Raw genomic sequence first — 26,275 nt, 5'->3', positions numbered from 1 at the left:
TTATGGTAACAATAAATGTGCTAAAATACTTTTATGGTAAAAAAAATCCTTGCAGTATCTGGTGGTGTTGATTCTATGGTAATGCTAAATATTATTTATAACAGTACTGTAAAAAAATATGGCTATGATTTTGCTAAGGAAAATATTATTATTGCCCATTTTGAGCATGGAATTAGGGGTGAAGAAAGTAAACTAGATTTAGAATTTGTTAAGAAAACGGCAAATAAATTAGGTTTACGGTTTGAATTTAGTTACGGTAATTTAGGCAAAAATACTAGCGAGGCTAAAGCAAGGGAGGTAAGGTACAATTTCTTAAGGGGGATAGCAACTAAATACCAAGGCATTATTTATACAGCACATCATTTAGATGATTTAGTTGAAACTGTAATTATTAATTTAAAAAGAGGTACGGGTTGGCGTGGTTTAGCTCCGTTAGATTCTGGAGGTACATATAGAATATTATTGTCAAAGGAATATTTAATGGACAAGCAAAAAATACTAACTTACGCAAAACAAAATAATATTCAGTGGCGAGAAGATTCTACTAATAAAGAAGAAAAATATTTACGTAATAGAATTAGGAAATATAATACAGTTACAAATGAAATAAAAAAAGAAATATACAAAAAATGGCTTGCTCAAAAAGAGTTAAAAAATGAAATTGAACTGGAGATAGACAAAATAGTTACTATTATAGCCCAAAAAACAGAAGGTGACGTTAAGTATAGCCGTAATATTTTTAAAAATAATGTAGATGAAATAGTTTTAACAGAAGTTTTACGCAAAATAATATGGAATGAAACTAAGACTATAGTTTTAAATAAAAGACTAAATGAATTAGCTAGGCAAATAAAAATATTACCAAGTGGCAAGAAAACGCAAATTGCTGGAGGGATAAATATTGTACTTAGTAAAGATTTTTTTTGGTTTGATAGCACTTTGTAAAAGTGTTATAATTATAGGAGTTAAAACCAAACCTCAGAAAGGAAGAAATGAAGAATATTCAGAAGAAGAGTATAAGCTCTTTAGCCGGAAATGTATTATTTTGGATAATTTTAGCTAGCTTTATAGCATTGTTTGTTGCAAGTAACTATTTTTCAACAAATAATTTAAAGGAAGTTCCAATATCTAATGTTATTTCAAGGGCTAATAAGGGCGAAATTAAATCTTTAGATATACAAGGTAATGACGTCAAAGTAACTTTGAAAGATAAAAACAAGCCAACGGAAAAATCCATAAAAGAATCTGGTACTATTTACGAACAAGGTTTGGAAAAGGGTAAAGTTGAAGTTAAAGTTGCTGAGCCAGATAAAAGTAGCGATATATGGTGGAATTTAGCCGTTATGTTAGTGCCTACTATAGCTATTATTAGTTTCTTTATATTTATGATGAGGCAAGCTGGTGGCCAAAATTCACAGGCAATGAGCTTTGGTAATTCAAAAGCTAAACTTTATGGTGAAGATAAAAAGAAAATTAAATTTGAAGATATTGCAGGCAATGAAAACGCCAAGCAAGATCTTTATGAAATTGTTGACTTCTTAAAAGATCCTAAAAAATACCAAAAAATGGGGGCAAAAATTCCGAGTGGTGTACTTATGGTTGGCCACCCTGGAACTGGTAAAACAATGCTAGCACGTGCCGTTGCAGGTGAAGCTAAAGTGCCGTTCTTCTCTATTTCCGGTTCTGAATTTATGGAGATGTTTGTAGGTGTTGGTGCAAGCCGTGTGCGTGATCTATTTAACAAGGCTAAAAAGAATGCACCATCTATTATCTTTATTGATGAAATTGATGCTGTTGGTCGTAAGCGTGGCTCCGGTATGGGCGGTGGTCATGATGAGCGTGAACAAACCCTTAACCAAATTTTGGTTGAAATGGACGGTTTTGAAAAAGATACAGGCGTTATTGTTTTAGCTGCTACTAACAGGGTAGATGTGTTGGATCCAGCATTACTACGCCCAGGTAGGTTTGATCGTAGAGTAGAAATTTCTCTTCCTGAAAGAAAAGACCGTTTAGCTATTTTAGAAGTTCACTTCAAGAATAAGCCAGTAGATAGTAGTGTAGATTTAAACGCTTTAGCTAAAAAAACAGCAGGTTCAGCTGGTGCAGATCTTGCTAATATTGCTAACGAGGCAGCTATTTTAGCAGCTAGAAATAACCGTAAAGAAATTACAAATGACGATTTAACTGAGGCATTTGAAAAAGTTGCTATTGGTCCTGAGCGAAAAGCTAAAGTTATGAGCGACTTAGACCGTGAAACAACTGCTTGGCACGAAGCAGGGCATGCTGTTGTAGGACATGTACTTCCAGATTCTGACCCTGTACATAAAGTTACTATTATTCCAAGGGGTCAAACCGGTGGTGTAACATGGTTCTTGCCACCAGAAGATAAATCTTATACTAATATTTTTGAATATAAAGATATTTTGGCACGTGCAATGGGTGGTCGCCAAGCTGAGGTAATGATTTACGGTGAATCAGGTATCTCAACAGGTGCTTCTAGCGACTTAAGAAGTGCTACAAATATTGCTCGTAATATGATTGTAGAACTTGGTATGGGTGAATCATTAAGAGATCAAGTATTCCATGAAGAAGAGGGTGGTATGTTCTTTGATAAAATGACCCATGATAGGCCATACTCAGAAAAAACTGCCGAAAAAATTGATGAAGAAGTTGCTAAACTTATCAAAGAAAGCGTTAAAAGGGCAGAGGTTATTCTTAAAGCTAATAAAAAACCATTAGAAGCTTTAACTAAAGCACTACTTGAAAAAGAAACCATTGATGAAGCAGAAGTTAACGAAATATTAAAAGACGCAAAACTACCAAAAGAAGCTAAATTACATTAATTAATAAAATAATAAAAATAATGATTAAGAAAAGTGTTCGCAATTTAGTATCTCGTGCTAATTCAAAGTTAACTATTAAATTTGCTGCTATTATTCTAGCAAGCTCGACTTTATTGTCGAGCTTGCTAGGTTTTTTACGTGATAGGTTGTTAAATTCTTATTATTTAGATAGTTACCCAGATGGTATTGATGCCTATACTGTAGCTTTTACTATTCCTGATTTTATGTTTTTTATTTTAGTGTCAGGAGCATTAAGTGTTACATTTATACCAGTTTTTAACCAAAGAATGGCTAAATATAATAAAAAATCTGCATGGGAACTTAGCTCCAGCGTTTTGAACGTGCTAGCACTATTAACCTTAGTTACTTCTATTCTAATTATTATTTTTGCTGAACCGTTAGTAAAATACATAGTTGGGCCAGGGCTTAGTGAGTCTTCACGATCTTTAGCAATTTCTATGATGCGTGTAATTGCTATAAATCCATTTCTGTTCGCTATTGCAACAGTTATAACTAGTATTCAGCAAGCAATTGGTCGGTTTACTTTTACTGCTCTTGCTCCAGCAATTTATAATATTGGTATTATTATTGGTACAATTTTCTTCACTAATGGTATTAATATTTTTGGCATTCAATTATTTGAGGGTGGAATTATGGGCGTTGCTATGGGTGTTGCTTTCGGTTCTGTCTTACAATTAATTATTGCTAGTGTGGGGCTAATAGGTGTTGGTTTTGACTACCAATTTAAAATATTTTGGAAAAATAAAGGTTTTCGTAAGGTAATGAAACTATTACCTACTAGGTCTATGGATCAAGGGCTGGACTATGTTAACTCTATTGTTGAAACTAATATGGCAAGCCGTATGGGTGCTGGAACAGTTAGGGCTTACCAGCAAGGTTTAACACTTCATATGATGCCCATTAATTTAATTGGTGTAGCTATTTCAACGGCCTTTTTCCCAAATTTAACAGAAAGGTTAGCAATTGGCAGGAAAGATTTATTCCGTAAAGACTTACAATCTGCCTTAAGAATGATTACGTTTTTAGCTTTGCCTGTAGCTGTTTTGTTCTTTTTCTTAAGAGGGTATGTTGTTAGTTTTATTAAAAATGGTGGGGATACTTTAATAGCAGGGATTCTTGGAGTGCTAGTTATTTCCATTTTTGCCCGCTCTATTTATCACATTGCAGCGCGTAGTTTTTATGCTATGGAAGATACTAAAACACCTTTATATATTTCTATTTTTGCTATTGGTCTTAATATTTTATTAGCTATAGTATTTAGTACTGTCTTTAAATTTGGTGCTTACGGGCTTGCTTGGGCGCAAAGTATTGGTGCATTGGTAGAAATTATTATTCTTTTAGCTTTAATGAAAATTCGTATTCAAGGGCTATTTGATATACAGTTTATATCTGGTATTTTAAGGATGGTGGTAGCTAGTTTAGTAGCTGGGGCAGTATGTTATTTATTTGTAGTAGTATTTCCATTAATGGACTCTGACGAAAGGTTCTTCTCGGTATTTCCTAAATTCTGTTTTGTGGGGCTAGTTAGTTCTACTGCCTACCTTTTTGTTTCTAAAATATTAAAGCTTGAAGAGGCCGAGCCAATAATTAGCTATATTAAAAAAATATTTTTAAAGTAAAATAATATCTTTAAGAAAGAACTTGCCTAAATCATAGCACTTATGTTAAAATATATTTTATAATAGCTTTACTTTTGCGTATTTCTCAGGGGTAGGAGCTTTGTTAATAACGAGGGAGGAAAATGAAAATTAAAGGTGGTTTTTTTTTTAAATTAAAGAAAAATAAGTTTAAAGCTACTAGCTTAGCAGTATTTCTACTTATAGCTAGTTTTATTGGTGCTAATAACATTATTAAATCAGTAAACGCTCAGACAGGTAATTTTGTTAATGGCATAAAAACTTCTTTAAACGTTCTAGACAAGGTAAATAATGCTGAAAAGGTTGATTATTTATCGGGTGAGCCAATTACTATGTCACAAAAAATAGAGCTTACAGCAGATGTAAACATTACTTACCCAAATGCTTATTTACTTCTTAAAATTCCTAAGCAATATTTAGATGGTGAGCCACAAATTGCTACTACTGATACTGTTGCAGGACAAGAACTAGTGCAGGATAGCGACTATTATATAAAGAAGGTGAAATATAATAGCTTAATCCCAGGTACTATTAGCACTATTAACTTTGTTTATAAATTAAAAAACTACGAAACTCCTGCTGGCTATAAGCCAGAAGTAATCTCTGAGCTTTATAGTGAAAACAATACCTTACTCTCCCGACAAACAAAAAGTGTAAATACTACTAAGCAACCTAGAGGTTTGACTGGTCTAGCTTTTGGTCTACGGGATTATGTTGGAGAAAAATCATTTTTGGACTCTGATAATGTTAATTATGTAGCTCGTTATAGTGATAAACAGAATACTACTATAGATAGAGACTCTATAGCTGGTATGAGTAGATATCAGGCTGATATATACACTTCAAGAAGAACTCAAGGTGGATCTTATGGCTTATCTGCTACAAAAGATGCTACTATTACTTACTTTTTACCTCCTCACACTCATGTTATTGAAAAATCTTTAAAGCAAGATGGCTGGGTTTATGATAGCACGGCTCGCACAGTTTCTAAGACTCTAACTGGTAACTTAACTAGCCTTGATTTTCCAGATAGTCAGGATGTAGTAATAGAATACGATAAAGATACTCCTGAAGATGTATTAAAGTCTAGCGTAACTCATAAAGCTAAAATTGTAGTTAATTACGCAGATGGAACACATGACACTCTAGATAGTACTAGGATAAAACAAAATCTTATTTTAGAGAATGGAAATCAAGGTACTGTTGAATTTTCTAAAACTTCAGCACGTGACAGCGAAAATGTTTTATTAAGTAACCCTGAAAATATTTTAGGGTGGAAATTAGGAATAAAAATAAAAAATAAAGGACGAACTGACCCTGTACCGGTAAAGCATATAATAGACCTTTTACAGCCAGAAACCAGAAAAGATGCTAAAATTACCAATATAAAAGTAGAGGATAAATATAGTTATCAAAGTGAATTTTGGAATTATTTTGGCGATAAAAAGCTAGAAGTTGTTGGCGTTAAAGATGACAATAGTGAGATATCTTTAGGCTATATTAATAGAAATAATAAACAAATTAGTCTTCCAAACGGTATTGATGATGCTATAGCACAAATTAAATTTAAGTTCCCAGATAATTATGAGCTTCCTGCTGTTATTAATAGTAATAATCAGGAATATAAAATTGATATTATAGTAGAGGCTACACCACGTAATTGGAAAAATTTTAAAGATAATTTACCTTCTAACGGAGTGGATAAATCATATTTAAATAAAGGTAGATTCCATATTGACGGTAGTGAGAATGAAACTAGTATGGCAGAAAGTAAGGTTTATAAAATAGTTACTACTGCAACAAATAGTCTTAGCCTCAAAGATAGCCAAAGTATAATATCTCCGAATACTGATGTAGTTTTTTATCATAGTTCTTCAGCTTTAGATGGTATTTATGGCTATAAATATGGAGACATTAATTATTCATCAAAACGGGAAAATAGCCTTCCTAAAGGTCTAAAAGTATTCTATTTATTTGATAAATCAATGGCTTTGACTGATAAATGGAATGAGCTTGCGGCTAAGAATAATGGCGAAGTTAGATACATAGAAAACTATAAAAATAGTGGCAAAAGTGCTTTAATTCTTTCAGGTGATATATTAAAAACTTACCTATCTTATAATTATTCAATTTTTAAAGTAACTGACTTTACGCCGAACGGTACATATACAGCAGAAAAAGTTACAATTTGGGACACTGATGATGAAAGATATAAAGGCGTTGCAGGTGTTTCAGATGATTTAGACTTTCATGATAACGGTAATACTACCGATACTCACATTGCACGCTCTAGCGTTACTTTCTCTGTTTTAAAACCGATGCAAATTGCTGCTAAAAAATATGTACGCAAGGAAAATGTAGGTTCTTGGGCAGAAAATGTTACAAAGCTAGATAAAGGCGATAATATTGATTATAGATTGTCTGTAATTAATACATCTGATCGTACAGTAAGGGACATAAAAATGTTAGATGTTTTGCCAAAAGCTGGCGATAAAAAGATTGTAGAAAATAATAATGGTGACTTATTAGATAGAGGTAGTACAGTTGGCGTAACTATTAGGGGGCCTATTACTCCAGTTACTGGCTTTAGCATAAAATATTCAACTGATGAACCAGGTAATAACCAAGATGAAAGTTTAAATAAAAACTTTATGCCTGCAGATCAAATTACCGATTGGTCTAGAGTTAGAATGATTAAAATTGAACAAGATGCAGGTACTCAAATTCAGCCAAACCAAATAATTGATTTTAACTTAAAAGCAAAATTACCGAATAATGCGCCAGATTTAAGTGAAGCTAAAAACTCTTTAGCTGTAACCTTTGGTTCTAACAGACTAGTAGAAGGGAATTCTGTAAATGCTAGAGTAGAATACCCAGCAACTATTGAGGGTATTGCCTTTAAAGACGCTAATAAAAACTCAAAATGGGATACTGGTGAAGAAAGGCTAGCTAACTACGGCGTAAAAATTCTAAAAGATAACCAAGAAGTGGCAAATATTACAACAGATAATAATGGTCATTATAGTTATAGTACTAAAGATCACGGAACATACAAAGTTAGGTTTGTAAAACCAGCTAGCTTGAATGGAGATAACTACAAAGTATCCAGTAATACAATTAATGGTGGTGATAACTACGGAAATAATGTTTCAGCATCTGGTAATTTAGCAGCTGAAGTAGAAACAGGATCATTTACTATTAATGATAATAATAAACAGTTCTATAAAAACCTAGGAATTGTTGAAAAGAAATCTAGCTTATTTGTAGAGTATAAATATACTAACAATACAAATGGCGGTGCGCCTTATAGCAATTTATACAAGAAAGAAACTATTTTAGATAATGTAGCAATAGGTACGGCTTGGAATATAACAGCTAAAAAACTAGATGAAATTACCTTAGCTAATGGTTTAGTGTATTCTTTTGAAAAAATGGAGGATAACAATACTGCATTAACAGGAAATACTACTGAAAATGATAAAACAGTTTATTTCTACTACAAACCAAAGGCTGGTGCTAGCGTTAAAGCTAAGTTCGTAAATGAAAATGGTGATGAAATCCAAGCCGAGAGCGTAGTTAAAACTGCTGATACGCAAGTAGGTACACAATACACAGCAACTAAACCTACCGAAATAACTAAAGACAACCTTGTTTATACCTTCAAAAACCTAAAACAAGGCTCAGCTCCTGAAAACGGTAGAGTAAGTACTAATGAACAGGTAGTTACTTATGTGTATGAAGCTAAGAAAGGTGGCACAGTAACGGCTAAATATATGGCAGGCAATACTGAAATTAAGGCAAGTAGTATTGTTGCCCAAAACCAACAAATTGGTAAAGAATATAGTAGCCAACCACCTGCCGAAATAACTAAGAATAACCTAAAATATGTACTAGCCAGCCCAGTGCTAGCCAATAATTCAGCACCACAAAGTGGTAGAGTTACGGAAAATGCACAAACTATAATTTATAATTACGTAATTAAAAAAGGTGGAACGGTAACTGTTCACTACCAAAATGAAAGTGGCGTAAATATCCAAAATAGCTTTGTGTTATCTCCAACCGATACACAGGTAGGTACTGATTATAGATTGCAGGCTAATAATAAACCTACCGAAATAACTAAAGACAACCTTGTTTATACCTTCAAAAACCTAAAACAAGGCTCAGCTCCTGAAAACGGTAGAGTAACAGAAAAAAACCAAGAAATTACTTTGGTATATGCTAAGAAATTAGGAAAGGGTGTAAAAGCTAAATATCAATTGGCTGACGGTACAGATATTGCAAAAGAATCTACTATCGTAGCTGGTGGAGTCCAAGTAGGTACACAATACACAGCAACTAAACCTACCGAAATAACTAAAGACAACCTTGTTTATACCTTCAAAAACCTAAAACAAGGCTCAGCTCCTGAAAACGGTAGAGTAAGTACTAATGAACAGGTAGTTACTTATGTGTATGAAGCTAAGAAAGGTAAGGGCGTTAAAGCAACATTTACCTTAAAAGACGGCAAAGAAATTAAAGATAGTGAAACTATTGTAGAAAATGGTACTCAAGTAGGCACAGAATATACTTCTAAAAAGCCAAACGAAATAACGAAAGATAACCTTGTTTACGTATATAAAGAACTAGCAGATAATTCTGCTGTTGAAAAAGGTAGAGTATCTACTGATGAAAAGATTGTCCGTTATATTTATGAGCCTAAAAAAGGTGGAGAGGTAATAGCTAGTTATATAGATATTAATGGCAATAAGTTACAAGATGATATAACTATAGCTAAGAAAGATACGCAAGTTGGGGCTGAATATACACACAAATATCCTGAAGAGTTACAGGTTAACGGTAAGAAATACAAATTTAAAGAAGTTAGAAAAAATAACGGTGATGCAAGTTTAGAGGGAAAAGTTAAGGAAGAGAAACAACAAATAACAGTTATATATGAAGAAATTGTTACTGCGTCTCCAAATACAGGTTTTGGACCAGTGTTGCCACCTCTACTTATAACATTAGCATTCATTGGTACATTGCTAGCTACAGCAACTTACTATACTTTATATAAACTTTAATAAGTTTATAATGAGCAACACAAAATACTAGGCTATAATAAGTAGCCTAGTATTTTATTAAGCCTAATTTTATGCTATAATATATTGATTTAAAAAGGATTTAGCAGGTAAAAAGTATGTCGGATTTTATAGAAATTAAAGGTGCTCGTGAGCATAATCTGAAGAATGTTGACTTAAAAATTCCCAGAGATAAATTAGTTGTAATAACGGGATTATCTGGTTCTGGTAAATCTAGCCTTGCTTTTGACACTATTTACGCAGAGGGCCAACGCCGATATATGGAGAGCTTAAACTCTTACGCACGGCAATTTTTGGGGACAATGGACAAGCCAGATGTAGATCAAATTACTGGTTTAAGCCCTGCTATTTCTATTGACCAAAAATCAACATCTAGAAACCCTCGCTCTACCGTGGCTACAGTAACAGAAATTTACGATTATTTAAGGCTTCTTTTCGCTAGAGTTGGTACGCCCCACTGCCCGATATGTCATAAAGATGTAGTGAGACGAATCCCTCAAGATATTGTTGATGAAGTAATGAGGATAGAAGAGGGAAGTAGAATTATACTTTTGTCACCAATTGTAAAAGCTAAAAAAGGCGAGTTTATTCATATTGCTAATGAATATTCTAAAAAAGGTTTTGCAAGAGCTAGGGTTGATGGAATTATTTATAATTTAGAGGAATTTCCAGAGCTACAGAAAAATATTAAGCACGATATTGAAATTGTAGTTGATCGTGTAGTGATTAATAAAGAATTGCAATCTAGAGTAGCTCAAAGTGTTGAACAGGCACTAGATCTTTCCGGTGGTCTTTTAGAAGTTTTAGATGTAGATAAGGATGAAATTATAGCTTTTTCGCAAAGATATGCCTGTCAGGATCATCCAGAAATAAATATTCCAGAGCTAGAACCGAGGCTGTTTAGTTTTAATGCGCCACAAGGAGCTTGTGAAGTTTGTTCTGGTTTAGGGACTAGAATGGAAATAGACCCTAGCTTAGTACTAAGCCAAAATTTAACTATTAGCGAGGGGGCAATTCGCCCATATAATAGAATAAATGAAAAAACATGGCGAATAAAACTAATGGAAAAAGTAGCTGAAAAATATGGTTTTTCAACTAAGGTTCCTGTTAAAAAGCTAAGTAAAGAAGCTATAGATATAATACTTTATGGAACAGGCAATGAAAAATTTACCTTATCACTTAGTGATGGAAGAGAGTATCAAGCTACTTTTGAGGGTGTTATACCTAACTTAGAGAGAAGGCATAAAGAAACCGAAAGTGATTTTATGCGTAAAGACATTGAAAGGTTTATGCGTATAAAAAAGTGTACTACCTGCCAAGGAAAAAGGTTAAAACCAGTTGTACTAGCTGTTACAATAAATGGACTTAATATAGTTGAAATTACTGAGCTTTCTATAGCTGAGGCATTAGAATTATTTAAAAATATTAAATTAGATGATAAGCAAGCTAAAATATCGCAAATGATTTTAAAAGAAATAATAGCACGTTTAGGCTTTATGAATGATGTAGGTTTAAACTATTTAGAGCTTGGTAGAGCGGCTAATACTCTAAGTGGTGGAGAAGCACAGAGGATTAGACTTGCTACCCAAATTGGTTCTGGGCTTCAAGGCGTATTATATATTTTAGATGAACCATCTATTGGTTTGCATCAGCGTGATAATGATAAATTAATTGAAACATTAAAGAACTTAAGGGATCTTCATAATACAGTTATTGTGGTTGAGCATGATGAAGACACTATAAAAGCAGCCGACTTTTTAGTAGATATTGGCCCAAGTGCAGGTGTGCATGGTGGTAATATTGTAGCTAGTGGAACACCTGAAGAGGTAGCTAAAGTAGAAAATTCGCCCACTGGTAGATTTTTAAGTGGTAAAGATAGTATTAGTGTGCCTAAGAAACGCAGAAAAATTATAAAAGATAATAAAATTACAATTATTGGAGCAAGCGAAAATAATTTAAAAAATATAGAAGTAGAAATTCCTTTAGGGGTAATAACTGTTGTTAGTGGTGTTTCTGGTTCTGGTAAATCTACCTTAGTAAATGATATTTTAAGCAAAGAATTACTGGCTAGAAAACATAGGGCCAAAGAAATTGCTGGTAAACATGAAGATATTGTTGGTATAGAAAAAATAGATAAAGCAATAGTAATAGATCAATCAGCTATTGGTAGAACGCCTAGGTCTAACCCCGCTACCTATACAGGTGTATTTACACAAATAAGAGAGTTGTTTGCTAGTACACCAGAAGCTAATATAAGGGGTTATAAAGCAGGGCGATTTAGCTTTAATGTTAAAGGTGGTAGGTGTGAACATTGCCAAGGTGATGGTGTAACTAAAATTGAAATGCATTTTCTTCCAGATGTTTATGTAGAGTGTGATACTTGTGGAGGCAAAAGATATAATCGCGAGGCATTAGAAATTTTATATAAGGGAAAAACTATTGCTGATGTTTTAGATATGACTATTGAGCAAGCTTTAGAATTTTTTGCTAATATTCCATCAATAGCTAAAAAATTACAAACTATTGTAGATGTGGGGTTAGGTTATATTAAGCTAGGTCAACCAGCAACAACTTTTTCTGGTGGTGAAGCACAACGTATTAAACTAGCTACCGAATTAGCAAGGCAAAATACAGGCAAAACAATGTATATTTTAGATGAGCCTACAACAGGTTTGCATTCTGCTGATGTAAAAAGATTATTAGAGATTTTAAATAAATTAGTAGATGGTGGAAATTCAATGGTAATTATTGAGCATAATTTAGATGTTATTAAAACAGCCGATTGGATTATTGATATGGGGCCTGAAGGTGGTGCCGGTGGTGGACAAGTTATAGCTAGCGGGACACCAGAAGAAGTAGCTAAAAATAAAGATAGCTGGACAGGAAAGTATTTAAAAAATATTTTAAATTAGTATTTTATTTAAAAGTATTGAAAAATAATTATCTTTTAGGTATAATATTAATTATTCCGGCATAGCTCAGTGGTAGAGCGGTTGGCTGTTAACCAATAGGTCGCTGGTTCGAGCCCAGCTGCCGGAGCCAAATTTGATTTAGAAGGGTCTCAACAAAATTTGGACCTTTTTTTATTTTTAACTTTTTAGAAAATTTAAGGATAATTTAAGCAGGATGTGCTAAAATATAATTAGAAAAGAAGAAAAATGAAATTTGATAAAATTATAATTGGTTTTGGAAAAGCTGGAAAAAACTTTGGCGGTTTTTGTGGCGGATAAGGGTGAAAAAGTTGCAATAATTGAGAAATCGCCAAAAATGTATGATGGAACTTGTATAAATATTGCATGTATTCCAACGAAAGTTTTAGCAGTTGCGGCAAATTCACACTCTTTATATAAAAATTAATATATTAAAAATCTCTCAATTTTGCATGAGAGATTTTTTTGATTTTTGAAATTATTTCTGGAATTTTTTAACGAATATTGCATAGATTCCGATTGCAATTCCTCCAATTGGAAATAAAATTTCTGCTGACGACCAGTCTTTTGAAATGAAGCTATAAATTAGGAAAATTGCGGTTAAACTAAGCATTAGAATTGCGGCGAAAAATCCGATTTTTTCGTTAGTTTTAATATTTTCGGCTTTATTGTCTTCAAAATTTTGAATTTTCGCAAAAATCGAATTTGCGTAAGTTGTAGAAGCTACAGCAATACCAAGTAATAACATAAATATTGCATTTGCAAGATTTTCGCCAAAATTTGTGAGATGTACAATAATTTGATGAGTTGCGATAGCTATAAACAATAAGCTTACAAGTAATATGGATGCCAGCATTTTATTTTTTGTGGCAAACTCAATTTCGCTATCAGCAAAAACATTTTCCAGAGATTTTTTAGATTTAATCAATTTATTATTTGCAAGTTCATCGGTGTTTTTTGCTAAAATAAACAGCGGAACTGAAATTGCAAGCGAAATCATCAAGCCAACTCCTGCAATTACACCTTTTTCGAAAAAGAATGCACCAAAAGCTATCCCTGAAAACAAGATAAAAATTCCTGAAGCGCGCAATAAAGCTATTTTTGAATAATTTTTTTCATATTCTTTTTTATCGAAATTGCTGGCTTCTGTTTCAATTTCTCCAACTAATTCATCGATTGAAACACTAAATAATTTACTAATTGCGGTTATTTTATCCAATTCAGGTGAAGCCTTTCCGCTTTCCCATGCCGAGATTGTTTGGCGAGAAACTCCAATTTTGTCAGCAAGTTGCTCTTGTGAAAGATTCTTTTCGCTACGTAATTTTTGTAAATTTTGACTAAACATTTTTCGTCCTTTCATATTAATTATTACACATCAATTATATGAAACTTGCTGATTTTAAACCACCAAGTTTGCTTGAAAAATAAAATTTTCTTGCCAAAATTTTTAACATAACAGATTAAAGAATGTTAAAAATATTAGAACTCTGAGTTTTTGTAGTTTTTTCTGGGAGATGAAACTAGACTTTTGCTATCTCTTTATAAAGAACAAATTGATGCATTCAATTATGTAAGAAACTACAAAATATAATTTATAATGACGAAGAGCGCTTGGCAGTGCTGTTTAATCTTTATGAAATTGCGACGGAAAGGGAGAAGGAGTGATGGCTATTTCGAAAATTGACCCAATCAAATATTTATGATTTAAGAAAGAAGACTAATATCTTGAGTGAAAAAGTATGGAGGCGAAGCCTTCGAAAATTGCTAATAAAATTATTGGAATGTCTTTTTTACTTTTATATATTAAATAAGTCGTTGAAAATTTCTGCCATAGTTGGGTGGGTGAAGATTTGTTTTTGGAAATAGGTATATGGAATTTTATTATCCATAGCAATGGTTACTAAATTAATTAGCTCATGAGCATTTTCTGATAGGAATGTAGCGCCCAAAATTTGTTTTGTTTCTGTATTTACTACTACTTTTAAAATGCCCCTAAGTTTACCATCAACATGTGCTCTTGGGATATTGGCTACTAAGATAGATTTAGTTTTATAAGGCAAGTTTTGTTTTTTTGCTTGTTCTTCGGTAAACCCTATTTGAGATAAAGGAGGATTCAAGAATGAAGAGGTTGGAAAGAATTTACGCTCTTTCAATGAATAGCTTTTATCTCCGTTTAGGTAATTATAGACAATTCTTGAATCATCTAATGAAATATAGGTAAATTGTGGGCCACCATTAACATCTCCTACTGCAAAAATACCTTTAACGGTAGTTTCACAAAATTCATTAATGACAATATTACCTTTATCATTCAACTTAATTTCTGTATTTTCTAGTTTTAATTCTTCAATATTAGGTTTTCTACCAGTGGCATAAAGTACAGCGTCAAAAGTATATTCTTTACTATTTGCTAATATGGAAACTTTATCATCAACATTTTTAATATTTTCAATATTAACACCTTGTAATAAAGTTATTCCATCTTCCATTAAGTAAGATTTAGCTAGACTAGACACCTCTTTATCAATATTGGGTAGGAATGTATCTATAGCATCAAAAATAGTAACTTCGCTACCAATATTTTTGTAAATGTTAGCAAATTCTAAGCCGATATGACCACCGCCAATAATAGCTAATTTTTTTGGCTTAAAATTAATGTTTTGTATTTCGGTAGAATTAAAAACATTTTTAGTATTATTAATACCTACTATATTTGGTTTTATTGGGGTAGCTCCAGTATTAATAATAATATTATTTGCCTCTATATTTTCTTGATGGTCGCCTAAATTAATAGAAATTACTTTATTAGATTTAAAGCTTGCTTTACCAGTGATAATATGTACGCCATTATCTTTTACTAGATTATAATTTTTTAGATTTAATTTTTTTGTAATAATATTTTTATTTTTAATAATATCTAATAGATTTGTATTATTTTTACTACTTTCTAGCATTATTTTCGTAGGAATACAAGCAATATTAATGCAAGTACCACCGTACATATTTTCATCTTGTTCTATTAGGGCAACTTTCTTGCCTTGAGAAGCCATTTTTGAGGCGATAGTTTTGCCAGCTTTACCAAAACCAATAATTATTAGATCATATTTTAACATAATAGTATTCTACCACGAATGAGCTTAAAAATATCTTAAATTTAATTATTTCAGGATAAGTGGTAAAATAACTATATGGATAAGCGTAAGAACAATCATTTTGGCATTAGCTGGATTTTTGGGGGAATATTTTTCGTTGTTATTATTACGGCTATGTTTTTAGATATTATGAGCAGGGAGGGTGTTTTTAGACAAAATAATAATTATTTAGTTATTGGTACTAATGCCGGTTTTAAACCTTTTGAATACCAAGAAAATGGTAATGTTGTAGGTTTTGATATTGATATGAGCCGTGAGATAGCTAAAAAGTTAGGTAAAGAATTAAAAGTCTCTGATATGTCTTTTGATGGACTTTTACCAGCACTAGAAAGTGGGCAAATAGATATGGCTGTAGCTGGAATGAGTGTAACGCCAGAAAGAGAAAAAAATGCATTATTCTCAGCTCCATATTTTTCAGCAGCACAAAAGATTATTGTACGCAAAGGGTCTAGAATTCGTAACAAGTTCCAATTAGCAGGCGAACATATTGGCGTTCAGTTAGGAACTACTGGAGATAACGTAGCAAGGGGGATAAGTGGCAGTAAAATTTCACAATTCCCTAATGCACCTAGTGTTTTACAAGAGTTATCTAGTGGTGGTATTGAAGCAGTTATTTTAGATGAAGCACCAGCAAGCCAATATGTTGTTAACTTTCCAGATTTAGAGATATTATCTTCACCCCTAACAAGTGAAAATTATGCTATAGCAATGAAAAAAGGTAATGAAGAGCTTAAAAATAAGGTTGATGAAGAAATAAAGCAAATGAAGAAAGATGGACGCTATAAGAACCTTGTTATTAAATATTTTGGTGAAGATTACTATAGAAATATAAACACTGAAGAAGATAGTACGGAGTTAAAATAATATGAATTTTTGGGAAGTTATTTTTGGCAATAATAGATGGCTTTATTTTTGGCATGGCTTAGAAGTTACACTAGTTCTAACCGCCTTATCTTTAAGCCTCGGTGTTGCTATAGGAGTTTTGATTGCTTTAATGAGAGCATCAAAATTTACACCTTTGGCAAGTTTTGGTGGAAAAATTGGTGATTTTAACCCTATAGCCTCTTTAGGTAAGCTATATGTTGATATTATCAGGGGAACACCACTATTAGTCCAACTTTTAATTATGTATTATGTAGTTTTTGGAAGTTACCAATTTTTACCAAAAATACTAGTAGCAAGTGTAGCTTTTGGTATGAATGCAGGTGCTTATATAGCAGAAATTATTAGAGGTGGTATAGAAAGTATAGATAAAGGTCAAATGGAAGCTGCGAGATCTTTAGGCTTATCACATTGGCAAGCTATGAAATATGTTATTCTACCACAAGGTTTTAAAAATTCTATTCCTGCCTTAGCTTCAGAATTCGTAGCATTGCTTAAGGAGACATCTGTAGTAGGTTGGATTGGTTTAAACGATATTATGCGTGGAGCTGATAATATTCGCTTTCAAACAGCAACAGCTTTTCAATCTTTATTTGCGGCGGCAATTATTTATTTATGTTTAACAACTATTTTCACTAGAATTGCAAATAAAGTAGAAAGGAAATTAAAAAATGATGATTAGTGTGCATAATTTAAAAAAATCTTTTGGCAGTTTGCATGTTTTGAAAGATATTGACTTAGAGATAGAAAAAGGTGAAGTTGTTGCTGTTTTAGGTTCTAGTGGTAGCGGTAAATCAACTTTTCTTAGATGTTTAAATTGTTTAGAAAAACCCACTAGTGGTTCAATTAAAATTATTGATGAAGAAATTGTAGGGACTAAAGTAGATTTAAATAAATTAAGGCAGGAAGTTGGAATGGTTTTTCAGCAGTTTAACCTATTTCCTAATTTGAGCGTAATAGAGAATATTAAGCTTGCACCTAAGAAAATTTTAAAAATGAATAACAGTGATACCGACAAACTAGCTTTAAAATTATTAGATAAGGTAGGGCTAAAAAATAAAGCTTATGAATACCCATCTAATTTATCAGGTGGACAGAAGCAAAGGGTTGCTATTGCAAGGGCTTTAGCGATGAACCCTAAAATTATGCTATTTGATGAACCTACTTCAGCATTGGACCCTGAAATGATTGGAGAAGTATTGGAAGTAATAAAAAAAGTTGCTGAAGGTGGAATGACTATGGTTATTGTTACTCATGAGATGAAATTTGCTAGAGAAGTGGCTAGTAGAGTTATATTTTTAGATAAAGGACGTATAATTGAAGATGGCACACCACAGCAAGTTTTTGAACACCCTAAAACAGATAGGGTTAGACAATTCCTAAATTCTTAATGAAATAAGTTTGAATAAAGCTGATACCTTGAAAAATAAATTTTTAAATGTAATAATATAAGCGTATGCTTGATGGCGTAATTAGAGAAATTGGAAAATTTTACACTAGTTTTATAAAGATTGATATTTTACAATTATCTTTCGTTATGGTTTGGACCTTAACGGCTAGTTTTTTATCGCATAAAATAATTGATATTATTTTTCATTCTTCAAAAAAACATTTCAAAAAAGGTAGTATTAGTGAAGAAAGGCTGAAGCGTCGGCAAACTATAGGTAAGATTCTCAAAACTATTATAGATATAGGACTTTGGGCTTATGCTATTATTTCATTTTTAACATTAATAGGTGTTGATGTTCCCTCTCTTATGACAGGGGCTGGGCTTGTAGGTGTAGTAATTGGTTTAGGTGCACAAAATACGGTTAGAGATATTGTTGCTGGAATATTTATTGTTATAGAAAATCAATACCGCGTTGGAGACAGTATTGAAACTATGATAGGTGGTAGAGAGATAGCCGGAAAAGTAGAAAATATTACACTAAGAATTACTCAGATTCGTGATACTAGTGGTAGATTGCATACCATAAGGAATGGTGCAAGTGAAGCTATTACTAATATGTCATTTAAATACGCTAATGTTAATATGGCCTTTGGCGTATCTTATAGTACCGATATAGATAAGTTAGAAGAGGTTATTAACCGTATTGGTGAAGAAATGATGGAAAGGGAAGATCTAAAAGAACAGATCATTGACCCTATTAAATTTACACGCATTAACCAATTTTTAGATTCTTCTATGGAAATAAAGAGCGTAGGAAGAGTTAAGGCAGGGTCGCAGTGGTATGTTGCAGGAGAGTTTAGGAGGCTTCTAAAAGAAGCATTTGATAAAAACGATATTGAAATACCATTTCCACAAATGGTTATACACGATTCAAAGGAAAAATTTCCTGAAATAGCTTTAAAAAATAAGCGAAAAGCTCCTAAGAATAAAAAGACAAAGAAGATTCAATAAAATAAAAAACCTCAACCTTAAAATTAAAAGGTTGAGGAATATACGGAGGGCGATTATTTATTGTTTGGGCATTTTTCATAATATCCATTTTCACAATAACTGCAGTTTTCTTTATTGCAATGAGATAGTGTATTTTTTACAGTTGGCTTTTCTTTTATACCATGTTTAATTACATTCCAATAAATACGTCTTTCTAAGCCGTAGGCTTTTCTAATTTTTTGGCAAATATCTCTTTGAGCAATTTGGTTGCCTTTATAAGCTGAGTTTAATGTTACTGGATTAAGCCAAACATTAATGTAGTATCTGCCATCACCCTTATTATGAACTTGATAAAGTTTGTCCATAATTTCACCTTCCTTCGAAAAGTTCTAATATATTTTTATTCTACCATAAAAAACTTAAAGTTGTTATATTTAATTGAGATGTGAGTTATAATTAAACAATATGAATAAGCGAAAAATATTAGATATATTAACAGTAGTAAATTTTATTTTATTAATAACTATTACTGTTGTAGGTTTTGTAATTTTCCGTCAGGTAACTATAGATTTAGTGTTTAAGGATGTAGAAAGCCTCCAAAGAGATCTAGTTCACGACCAAAGAATTGAGAAACTAGAAAATAAATAATTAAGTAAAAGACCTCAAGTGAGGTCTTCTTTTATTATTAGGTATATTTTTATAGATAATTATTGGTATTTTGCTACATATTTCTATAATTGCTAAAAGCTTTTTTTCATGATAAAATTAAAGCATAATCATAAAGGGAGGGAAAATGGGTGAAAAACCTATTCAAGTAAACAGTGAAATTGGTAAGCTAAAAACCGTTATTTTGCACCGTCCTGGTAAAGAACTGGAAGGGTTAACTCCAGATTACCTTGAGCGATTGCTTTTTGACGATATTCCATATTTACAGAAAGCTCAAGATGAGCATGATAAATTTGCGGAAGCTTTAAGAAATAGAGGAATTGAGGTTTTATACCTTGACGAGTTAGCTGCTGAAGCATTATATAATGATGAAATTAAATGGCGATTTATTAGTGATATGGTGCGTGCATCTAAACAGGGTGAACGTAGCATAACACATGCTTTAATGCGATACCTTGGTGGATTTAAGCCAGAAGAATTAATTCCTAAATTAATGGCAGGAATTAAGAAGGATGAAGTGCCTACTGACGATGATGAATCTAACCATTTAAATTATCATTTTAAAGATAATTATCCTTTCTTACTAGACCCAATGCCAAACCTATACTTTACAAGAGACCCAGCAGCGGCTATAGGCAATGGTTTAACTATAAATAAAATGAAATTTGCCGCACGCCGTAGGGAAAGCTTATTTATGGAGTATATTATTCGATACCATCCACGATTTGCTTCTCAAAATACCGGCGAAGAAGTGCCAGTATGGTTTGATAGGTATAATAAATTTAATATGGAAGGTGGAGATGAGTTAGTACTTTCTAAGAATGTATTAGCTGTTGGTGTATCTCAACGAACTACTCCAGAAGCCATTGAAAAACTATCTTCTAAATTATTTGAATTTTCTGAATTTAATAAGATATTGGCTATAGAAATACCAGTTTCACGTGCTTTCATGCACCTTGATACCGTATTTACTATGATTGACTACGATAAATTTACTGTTCACCCAGAAATTTTAGATAAAGATGGTGAATTAAACATTTATATATTAGAAGATTCTGGTATTCCTGGACAACCAAAAATAACTCATAAAACTAACTTAAAAGCTACACTAGAAGAAGTTTTAGGACGTGAAGATATAAAACTTATTCCATGTGGTGATGGTGACTCTATTGCAGCTGCTCGTGAACAATGGAATGATGGTTCTAATACTTTAGCTATTGCGCCAGGTGTAGTTGTTACTTATGACCGTAACTATGTAACTAATGCAGCTTTAAGAAAAGCAGGTGTGGAAGTTATTGAAATTGAAGGTGCAGAATTAGGTAGGGGACGAGGTGGTCCTAGATGTATGTCTATGCCAATTTGGAGAGAGGAGATTTAATGGCTTTTAATATTAAAAATCGTAATTTTCTAAAATTATTAGATTTTACACCAGCTGAAATTGATTTCATGATTGATACAGCTATTGAATATAAAAAACTAAAGAGGCTAGGAATCCCCCATCGTATTCATGAGGGAAAACAAATAGCTTTACTTTTTGAAAAGCCATCTACAAGAACTAGAACATCTTTCGTAGTTGCTGCTAATGATCTAGGTATAAGCGCTGAATATCTTGGCAAAGATGACATCCAGATGGGAAAGAAAGAATCTATTAAAGATACAGCTATAGTATTAGGTAGAGCTTTTGATGGAATTGAATTTAGAGGATTCAAACATGAAACTGTTGAAGAATTAGCTAAACATGCTGGTGTGCCAGTATGGAATGGTTTGACTGATATGTTCCACCCAACCCAAATTTTAGCTGATTTTATGACCATTAAAGAGCAAATGGGACAGTTAAAGGACGTTAAATTAGTTTTTGTGGGTGATGGCCGTAATAATATGGCAAACAGTTTAATGGTTGGAGCTGCTAAAATGGGGCTAGATTTCCGTATTGCTGCACCTAATAATCTTCATCCTGATGGCGAATTGGTTAAAACTTGCCAAAAGATAGCTAAAAAAACAGGCGCAAAGATAACTATAACAGATAATCTTTATGGTGCAGTTCAAGAAGCTGATTTCATTTATACTGATGTTTGGGTATCTATGGGCGAGGAAGATAAATTTGAAGAGCGAATCCATCAACTAAGAGGTTTCCAAGTAAATAGAGATTTATTGAATGCTACTGGAAACCCTAATGTTAAATTTATGCACTGTCTACCAGCATTTCATGATTTAAATACTTATGTTATGAAAGATATTCATGAGAAATTTGGATTAACAGAAATGGAGGTTACTGACGAGGTGTTTAATTCTGACAATTCAATAGTATTTGAAGAGGCTGAAAATCGTATTCATACGATTAAGGCAGTTATGGCATTAACGCTTTAAGAAGTATTTGTCTAAGGAGAAAAAGATGATAAAGAATAGTAAAAAGGATAAAAAACACAGGAAAATCAAATCGCCTAGTGCTTTTGGTGTATTGTTTATAATTATTCTTACAATGACAGGTTTAACCTGGCTAATTCCGTCCGGTAGCTATAGTAAAGAAACTAAAGACGGAAGCACATCTATAGTTAAAGATTCCTACAAAGAATCCAGTAAAAAATTAAAGGTAGTTGAATCTAGCGATGATATCGACCGTTCAAAAGAAGTTACGGTGGATGGAGCTAAAGACTATGGATATAATAATGTTAAGCCCGGCGATGAGATAGAGTTACGCAGGGGATTTTGGGACGCTTTCTTATCACCTATTAAAGGTATGAGTAATAAGCTAGATGTTATTGTCTTTGTGCTAATTCTAGGAGGATTCTTAGGAGTAGTAATGAAGACTGGAGCATTAGATTCTGCACTAGGTCGGTTACTTATTAAGATGAAAGGTCGTGAGAAGTGGCTAATTCCTATTTTGATGACACTTTTTGCTATTGGTGGTACTACCTACGGAATGCAAGAAGAAACTGTAGCATTTTACGCCCTAGTTGTGCCTATTATGTTAGCTGCTGGCTACAATGCTATGACAGCTGTTATGGTGATAGTTCTTGGTGCTGGTACAGGTGTGCTTGCCTCAACAGTTAATCCATTCTCTACTGGTATTGCTGCTGAAAATGCAGGAGTTGAGCTTGGTAAAATTATACCTATTCAGAGTTTAATACTGGTATTATGTTTAGCTGCTGCTATTACCTTTACTATGCGTTATGCAGCTAAGGTTAAAGCTGGACATTATAAAGAAGACTCTACCGGAAAACCAGCAGTAAAAACTTTAGATATCAAAAACGTACCTGAATTTACTTTAGAGCGTAAGTTTATTATTGGCGTATTTGCTACTACATTCTTAATAATGGTTATATCGCTAATTCCATGGGGTGATTTTGGTATAAAAGTATTTGAAGATATTCACCAATGGTTAGCTAGTCTTCCTGTTGTAGGCGCTATCTTTGGATTTGAACATGGTGTGCCATTTGGTTCATGGTACTTTAATGAAATATCAGCATTGTTCTTAATTTCTACTGCTATGATTGGCTTAATCTATCGAGAGAAGTTTAATGAGGAAGATGTTTCTTTAACTAATACATTCCTATCAGGAGTTGCTGACTTATTAAGCGTTGCACTTATTATTGCAGTAGCTGCTGCTATAGGTGTTATTATGCAGAGCGGTGGCATTCAAGATACGATTGTCCACTGGGGTGAAAAGATGTTGTCTAGCGATTGGGCAAAGAGTATTTTCGGAATACTAGCATTCATATTCTATATTCCAATGTCATTCATTATTCCATCATCATCTGGACTAGCTACTGCAACTATGCCTATTTTAGCACCTGTTGCTGAACTAGTTGGTTCTAGTAAAGAGATTGTTGTTGTAGCTTTCGCAACAGCTTCAGGTTTATTGAATATGGTAGCTCCTACAATTGCTTCTCTATTGGCAGGATTAGCTATATCTGGCGTGTCCTATAAACAATGGATAAAGCGATCAGCTCCAATTATGGCTATATTTGCTGTAATTAGCCTTGTAGTTATTGTAGTTATGGGAGTATTCTTTCACTAGACAATTTATTAAATAATCTGTAACATATAAAGTATGAATTTACTTAGTGAACAGGTTACGGAGAATGAAATAAAAATAATTTTGCGTGAGCTAAATAAGGCTCACGCAATTTTAGGTGATGTAGTTGAATTTGGCTGTTATGTTGGAACTACTTCTGTATTTATAGCTAAAGAAATTGAAAAAACAGAAAAAACATTATGGCTTTATGATTCTTTTGAAGGCTTACCTGAAAAAAGTAAGCAGGACGAGAATTCGTTAGGTGAAGTTTTTAAAAAAGGTGAACTCTATTCTAGCAAAAAGCAATTAATTAATAATCTTAAGAAAGCTAATTTAAAAACTATGCCAAAAATTACAAAAGGATGGTTTTGTGATTTAACTAAAGAACAGATACCAGAAAAAATTAGCTTTGCTTTTTTAGATGGGGATTATTATGATTCGATATTGGATCCATTAAAACTTATATGGGATAATTTATCTAGCGGGGCAATTATTGTTGTAGACGATTATGGTAATCAGGCTTTACCTGGAGCTGAAAAAGCTGTTAGGCAGTGGTGTAATAATAAAGGGTTAAAATATAAAGTAGAAGATAGTTTAGCTATTTTTTGTAAAAAGTAATTTTATGTATTGCACTAATGATTATTTTTATATATAATAAAAATATAAGCATTTTGGGTTTTTAGAATAGCTATATTAAATATGGGCTTCTATTGACTTTCTCTCTATTTTTTGATATTATATCTGTTAGGCTCGCGTGAAAGCAAAAAATCTTATAAGGATAAAGGTCGAAACGCGTGAGTTGCAATAAACAGGAGTAATAGAAAACACATGCCAATCAAAATTAATTTTCCTCCTTCTAGGAAGAAAAATATTACGGTGGCAGTGGTGCCTGCTGAATGGCAACGCTACATTGAAAACTAAAAGAATAAAATAAATAAAAAAGACTCTTATATAAGAGCCTTTTTTATTTTGGAAATGATGCTAGTTTTTTAGTTTTTGATCTAACGCTTCACGTAATTTTGCATCATCACCCCATACTTCGCTAGATAATTCTTTGCCATCTAAGTAGAATGATGGAGTTCCTTTTACGGCAGCTTTTGCAGCTACAGTTTTATCGAAGTTAATTTTTTCTTTAACTTTACTACTATCCATATCTTCTTTGAATTTAGCTTCGTTTAAACCTAATTCTTTAGCGTAAGAAATATATAGATCAGTACGCTTGTTAGCATCTGCATAAGCCCATTCATTTTGTTTTTCAAAAAGTAAATCACTCATTTCGTGGTACTTGCCTTGTAATCCGGCACTTTCAGCAGCTGCAGCTGCACTTAGTGCATTAGGGTGTATATCTAGTGGTATTGTACGGAATATTACTTTGACTTTATCTTTATAATCTTCTGCTAGTTTAGCAATACGTGGCGCATTACTTCCACATGAAGGACATTGAAAATCACGATATTCAATTAGTGTTACTTTAGAGTTGTTATTATGGTAAACATGCTCTTCTATTCCACCAGACTTATCTTTTAAGGATATCTCTTTATTTATATCAACTCCATCTAAATTTATTTTTTTAGATTCCGATAACCAGAAAACACTTCCGAAAAAGAGAACTACTAGAATTGCTATCCCTGCCCATTTTATTTTTTCCAAATAAACTCCTTTCTATTACAGTTATAATATTTTAACATAACTATAACCTTTTTGAAAGGACTGCTGTTTTATGGTAATATAATAAGTATATGCTAATATTTACTTATATTATATTTGTCTTATTTATTATAGTTATACTTGGTACTAAAGAAAATGAAATAGAGTTTAGTGAATTTGAGTTAAATAGGCGAATTGACAGTGGTGATAATAGGGCGAGCAAGATGCTTACTAAAAAACAGCTGATACCAATAATGAATCGTATTAGGCACTTTATTGTTATGTTTTTAGCTATAGTTGTTATTTCTATAGTTTCAAGCTTATTTGTTTTGTATCAAGCTATTTTAATATCTGTAGTAACTTTTATAGTTATAGCAATGATCTTAAAAACTAAAGTATTAGACTCTGTTTCTATATATATAAATAAGAAAACATTACCTTTTATTTATAGGCTGTATGATGCTAGCACTGAAAAAAATAAAAAGCGTATTATTAGATTTTTTGGACGCAAAAAACAACCTTGGTCGTTCTATTCTAAAGAAGAACTACTATTCTTTTTAGAAAAGCACCACCAAGTTTTGTCTGACAGTGAAAGAATATGGATAGAAAGAATTCTAAAAATAAGTCAAAAGGATAGTATTTTGGACATAGCTTTAGATGACCAAAAAATTGCTATACTTCATTCTAATGATATTTTAACACCTTTAGTTATTGATGAATTATTCAAAACAAAACAACAATATTTTGTAGTTATGGATGAGCAGGAAGTTGAAGTTAGAGGAATTGTTGCCATAGAAGATATTGTTGCTATTACTGGAGAAGATTCTAAAAAAGCTAAAGAAGTTATGCGATCTAATTTTCTAGAAATAAAATCAGATAAGAAGTGTTTAGATGTGCTAGAAAAAATGTTAGCAAAAAATAGTAATTTTGCTGTTATAACACGCAAAAATGGTGACTTAGCTGGGGTTGTACATATTAATGATTTTTTAAAGAATATTTAAAGTAGTATTAACTGTAGTAT

The 26,275-nt window shown here is 32.5% G+C and carries 19 protein-coding genes, 1 tRNA gene and 1 pseudogene; 17 read left to right on the top strand and 4 right to left on the bottom strand.

The window, feature by feature from the left end; all coding sequences use genetic code 11:
• Positions 1–33: 33 nt before the first annotated feature.
• The 7 genes and pseudogenes from tilS to G6CMJM_RS00520 form a co-directional block, all read left to right on the top strand.
• Positions 34–945 (top strand): tRNA lysidine(34) synthetase TilS, encoded by a 912-nt coding sequence (gene tilS / locus G6CMJM_RS00550; RefSeq protein WP_129718539.1) that lies wholly within the window; start codon positions 34–36, stop codon positions 943–945.
• A gap of 47 nt (positions 946–992) precedes the next feature.
• Positions 993–2,843, top strand: coding sequence for an ATP-dependent zinc metalloprotease FtsH (gene ftsH, locus G6CMJM_RS00545; protein WP_129718538.1), 1,851 nt, complete (start codon positions 993–995; stop codon positions 2,841–2,843).
• Between the two features lie 20 nt (positions 2,844–2,863).
• The gene (gene murJ, locus G6CMJM_RS00540) at positions 2,864–4,483 is read left to right on the top strand and encodes a murein biosynthesis integral membrane protein MurJ (protein WP_129718537.1); all 1,620 of its coding nucleotides are present in this window, start codon (positions 2,864–2,866) and stop codon (positions 4,481–4,483) included.
• A 122-nt stretch (positions 4,484–4,605) separates the two neighbouring features.
• Positions 4,606–9,564: a MucBP domain-containing protein gene (locus G6CMJM_RS00535; RefSeq protein ID WP_129718536.1), complete on the top strand. Its 4,959-nt coding sequence runs from the start codon at positions 4,606–4,608 to the stop codon at positions 9,562–9,564.
• Positions 9,565–9,680: 116 nt separating this feature from the next.
• The gene (gene uvrA, locus G6CMJM_RS00530; RefSeq protein ID WP_129718535.1) at positions 9,681–12,494 is read left to right on the top strand and encodes an excinuclease ABC subunit UvrA; all 2,814 of its coding nucleotides are present in this window, start codon (positions 9,681–9,683) and stop codon (positions 12,492–12,494) included.
• A gap of 55 nt (positions 12,495–12,549) precedes the next feature.
• Positions 12,550–12,624 (top strand) — tRNA-Asn (locus tag G6CMJM_RS00525).
• Positions 12,625–12,740: 116 nt separating this feature from the next.
• Positions 12,741–12,912 (top strand): annotated as a pseudogene (locus tag G6CMJM_RS00520) (FAD-dependent oxidoreductase); the annotation flags it as partial.
• Positions 12,913–12,990: 78 nt separating this feature from the next.
• Here the strand turns inward: G6CMJM_RS00520 and G6CMJM_RS00515 are convergent.
• Positions 12,991–13,872 carry a helix-turn-helix domain-containing protein gene (locus G6CMJM_RS00515; RefSeq protein WP_129718534.1) on the bottom strand — a complete coding sequence of 294 codons (882 nt, stop codon included), beginning with the start codon at positions 13,870–13,872 and terminating at the stop codon, positions 12,991–12,993.
• 436 nt (positions 13,873–14,308) lie between these two features.
• Positions 14,309–15,625: an FAD-containing oxidoreductase gene (locus G6CMJM_RS00510; RefSeq protein WP_129718533.1), complete on the bottom strand. Its 1,317-nt coding sequence runs from the start codon at positions 15,623–15,625 to the stop codon at positions 14,309–14,311.
• 75 nt (positions 15,626–15,700) lie between these two features.
• Between G6CMJM_RS00510 and G6CMJM_RS00505 the strand changes: the two genes are divergently transcribed.
• The 4 genes from G6CMJM_RS00505 (at position 15,701) to G6CMJM_RS00490 (ending at position 18,947) form a co-directional block, all read left to right on the top strand.
• Positions 15,701–16,528, top strand: a complete 828-nt coding sequence (locus G6CMJM_RS00505; protein ID WP_129718532.1) for a basic amino acid ABC transporter substrate-binding protein — start codon at positions 15,701–15,703, stop codon at positions 16,526–16,528.
• A 1-nt stretch (position 16,529) separates the two neighbouring features.
• Positions 16,530–17,228 carry an amino acid ABC transporter permease gene (locus tag G6CMJM_RS00500; RefSeq protein WP_129718531.1) on the top strand — a complete coding sequence of 233 codons (699 nt, stop codon included), beginning with the start codon at positions 16,530–16,532 and terminating at the stop codon, positions 17,226–17,228.
• Positions 17,221–17,937, top strand: coding sequence for an amino acid ABC transporter ATP-binding protein (locus G6CMJM_RS00495; RefSeq protein WP_129718564.1), 717 nt, complete (start codon positions 17,221–17,223; stop codon positions 17,935–17,937). The genes G6CMJM_RS00500 and G6CMJM_RS00495 overlap by 8 nt, the downstream gene beginning before the upstream one ends.
• A gap of 65 nt (positions 17,938–18,002) precedes the next feature.
• On the top strand, positions 18,003–18,947 hold the full coding sequence (locus tag G6CMJM_RS00490) for a mechanosensitive ion channel family protein (protein WP_129718530.1): 945 nt from the start codon (positions 18,003–18,005) through the stop codon (positions 18,945–18,947).
• Between the two features lie 53 nt (positions 18,948–19,000).
• Here the strand turns inward: G6CMJM_RS00490 and G6CMJM_RS00485 are convergent, their stop codons facing one another.
• Complete coding sequence (locus G6CMJM_RS00485) at positions 19,001–19,291, bottom strand: hypothetical protein (RefSeq protein WP_129718529.1); 291 nt, start codon at positions 19,289–19,291, stop codon at positions 19,001–19,003.
• Between the two features lie 100 nt (positions 19,292–19,391).
• Between G6CMJM_RS00485 and G6CMJM_RS00480 the strand changes: the two genes are divergently transcribed.
• From G6CMJM_RS00480 to G6CMJM_RS00460, 5 genes are all read left to right on the top strand, one after another.
• Complete coding sequence (locus G6CMJM_RS00480; RefSeq protein ID WP_129718528.1) at positions 19,392–19,574, top strand: hypothetical protein; 183 nt, start codon at positions 19,392–19,394, stop codon at positions 19,572–19,574.
• Positions 19,575–19,719: 145 nt separating this feature from the next.
• Complete coding sequence (arcA, locus tag G6CMJM_RS00475; protein WP_129718527.1) at positions 19,720–20,970, top strand: arginine deiminase; 1,251 nt, start codon at positions 19,720–19,722, stop codon at positions 20,968–20,970.
• Positions 20,970–21,959 carry an ornithine carbamoyltransferase gene (gene argF / locus G6CMJM_RS00470; RefSeq protein ID WP_129718526.1) on the top strand — a complete coding sequence of 330 codons (990 nt, stop codon included), beginning with the start codon at positions 20,970–20,972 and terminating at the stop codon, positions 21,957–21,959. The genes arcA and argF overlap by 1 nt, the downstream gene beginning before the upstream one ends.
• A gap of 25 nt (positions 21,960–21,984) precedes the next feature.
• A complete protein-coding gene (locus G6CMJM_RS00465) occupies positions 21,985–23,610 on the top strand; it encodes a YfcC family protein (RefSeq protein WP_129718525.1) in 1,626 nt (541 codons plus the stop codon).
• Between the two features lie 33 nt (positions 23,611–23,643).
• Positions 23,644–24,225 carry a TylF/MycF/NovP-related O-methyltransferase gene (locus G6CMJM_RS00460; protein WP_129718524.1) on the top strand — a complete coding sequence of 194 codons (582 nt, stop codon included), beginning with the start codon at positions 23,644–23,646 and terminating at the stop codon, positions 24,223–24,225.
• Between the two features lie 363 nt (positions 24,226–24,588).
• On the opposite strand, the gene G6CMJM_RS00455 is transcribed toward G6CMJM_RS00460, so the two are convergent.
• Positions 24,589–25,257 carry a DsbA family protein gene (locus G6CMJM_RS00455; RefSeq protein ID WP_129718523.1) on the bottom strand — a complete coding sequence of 223 codons (669 nt, stop codon included), beginning with the start codon at positions 25,255–25,257 and terminating at the stop codon, positions 24,589–24,591.
• 89 nt (positions 25,258–25,346) lie between these two features.
• Between G6CMJM_RS00455 and G6CMJM_RS00450 the strand changes: the two genes are divergently transcribed.
• Positions 25,347–26,255, top strand: a complete 909-nt coding sequence (locus tag G6CMJM_RS00450) for a CBS domain-containing protein (RefSeq protein ID WP_129718522.1) — start codon at positions 25,347–25,349, stop codon at positions 26,253–26,255.
• Positions 26,256–26,275: the final 20 nt, after the last annotated feature.

The organism is Candidatus Nanogingivalis gingivitcus (assembly GCF_004151455.1).
GTDB classification, from domain to species: domain Bacteria; phylum Patescibacteriota; class Saccharimonadia; order Saccharimonadales; family Saccharimonadaceae; genus Nanogingivalis; species Nanogingivalis gingivitcus.
Note: the sequence above shows the minus strand (reverse complement) of the source record. Positions and strands in the feature narration are given on the sequence as shown.